Origin of the sequence: Candidatus Thioglobus sp., from assembly GCF_028599055.1 — a bacterium.
Taxonomy (GTDB): Bacteria; Pseudomonadota; Gammaproteobacteria; order PS1; family Pseudothioglobaceae; genus Thioglobus_A.
The window spans coordinates 1-1,579 of record NZ_JAQRMS010000244.1; the positions used below are offsets into that span (position 1 = coordinate 1).

A 1,579-nucleotide genomic window follows, 5' to 3' on the forward strand; every position below is an offset into this window, starting at 1 on the left:
GCGAAGAAGTGGCTAATCAAGTGCAAGAGTTTATCAAATCACTTAATCCTGATTTAGATCCAAAGGCGGTATTTCATCCAAATTATGTGCGTGGTGGCACAATTTTTGAAGAAGGCGAGCAGGGGGTTTTATTAAACCAAGATGCAATGCAAATTTTGGTTGATGAGATATTGGATATGCTTAAAAATTTAACAATTCGCCAAGCAAAAGGCTATATGTATGTAGATGAATTGGAAGTGGATTATAACGATAGCAATAAAATGATGCGTTTTAAAAATACTAAAGCAGAGAGTGTAAATCCAAGTAAAGATGAAGATTTTGCCATGTATTTTTATGCTAAAAATAAATAGGAGGGTGTTATGAAAATAACTATTAGTTATGATTCTTGTTGGCGTAATTCATTTTTGGATGGCGATAACAACGAACCTGTTCCTAAAAAAGGCAGAAAATATATTGCCTCAATTACTAGTCTTAAAAATGACAAAAATTTTATCAAACGAAAGATTAGTAAGGATACTGTAATGGGTGTTTTAAATCGTTTAATTGGCGATCAAAGAAAACTCTATCAATCAAGAAAAAGTGAAAGTTATTACTTTGCTGATATTGAAAATAAAGTTACTTGCAGTGATAAACCTAAAATAACGCAAGAAATGACTTATCTTAGGAATATATCAGGTAGCACTGATCAAAATTCTTTTACAGGAGCGATTAAGTCAAATGATGTAATTTTTAACTCTAATTATTCTGGGGAATTTTGGGGTGTATTGGCGTTGAGTATTGATGAATTAATTGATTTTGTGATTGTAAATAAACTTCCAACAAAAGAAATAGAGCTTAACCCAATTTCTGTTATCAATAAATTAGAACTTTTAAACAAAGAGAAGGCACTTGTTAAAAACGAAAATTTGGAAAAGGTTTTAAGTATTTTTACAGAAAAATTTATTTATCCATCTGGCGAAAAAAAAGGTGAAAAATTTTCTGATACAGAGTATTTAAATAAAAAAGATGAAATAGTGGTTATTAGCTTGTATGCCTCTGCCTTATATTTACAACTAGATAGATTATCAGAAAAATATAATATGGATAGTGCCAAAACTAAGACTGGAGGGATTAGCGGTATTTCAAAACGAGGCTTTACTAAAAAAGATTTTATGGATAGATTTACCACAGGCGAAAAAAAGAAAATTTGGGGTAATCCTTATATTCACGAAACTTTTGTTAAAGGTGAAGGGAAAACTAGAAATCTAATGACTAAAGCCAGCGGCAGACTTGATATTATTTTAGATGTGTCAAAAGATAAAGCAAAGGAAATTCGCACAATGATTTGCGATGCTGGCGTTTCTAGTTTTTATTTAGGTAAAAAAGGATTAGCGTTTGTGGATGGAGAAATTAGTATTAAGGAGGTAGTAAAATGAGTTATTATTTAGATGTGCAAATTAAACCTGATGCAGAAATGCTAGAAAATTGGTTACTGAATAAAGTTTATACCAAGCTCCACAAAGCAATTTTTGACCTAAATGCAACAGATATTGGTGTTAGTTTTCCACAGGTAAAAGTTAAATTAGGTTGCATTATTCGC

Annotated in this window: 2 protein-coding genes and 1 pseudogene; all 3 read left to right on the forward strand. The window is 31.0% G+C overall.

Annotated features, from left to right (window positions below):
- Positions 1 to 350: pseudogene (locus PSN35_RS07645) on the forward strand (hypothetical protein); the annotation flags it as partial.
- 9 nt (positions 351 to 359) lie between these two features.
- Complete coding sequence (gene cas5fv / locus PSN35_RS07650; RefSeq protein WP_300031703.1) at positions 360 to 1,415, forward strand: type I-Fv CRISPR-associated protein Cas5fv; 1,056 nt, start codon at positions 360 to 362, stop codon at positions 1,413 to 1,415.
- On the forward strand, positions 1,412 to 1,579 hold a 168-nt coding region (gene cas6f / locus PSN35_RS07655), incomplete at its 3' end, for a type I-F CRISPR-associated endoribonuclease Cas6/Csy4 (protein ID WP_300031706.1). The genes cas5fv and cas6f, both read left to right, overlap by 4 nt.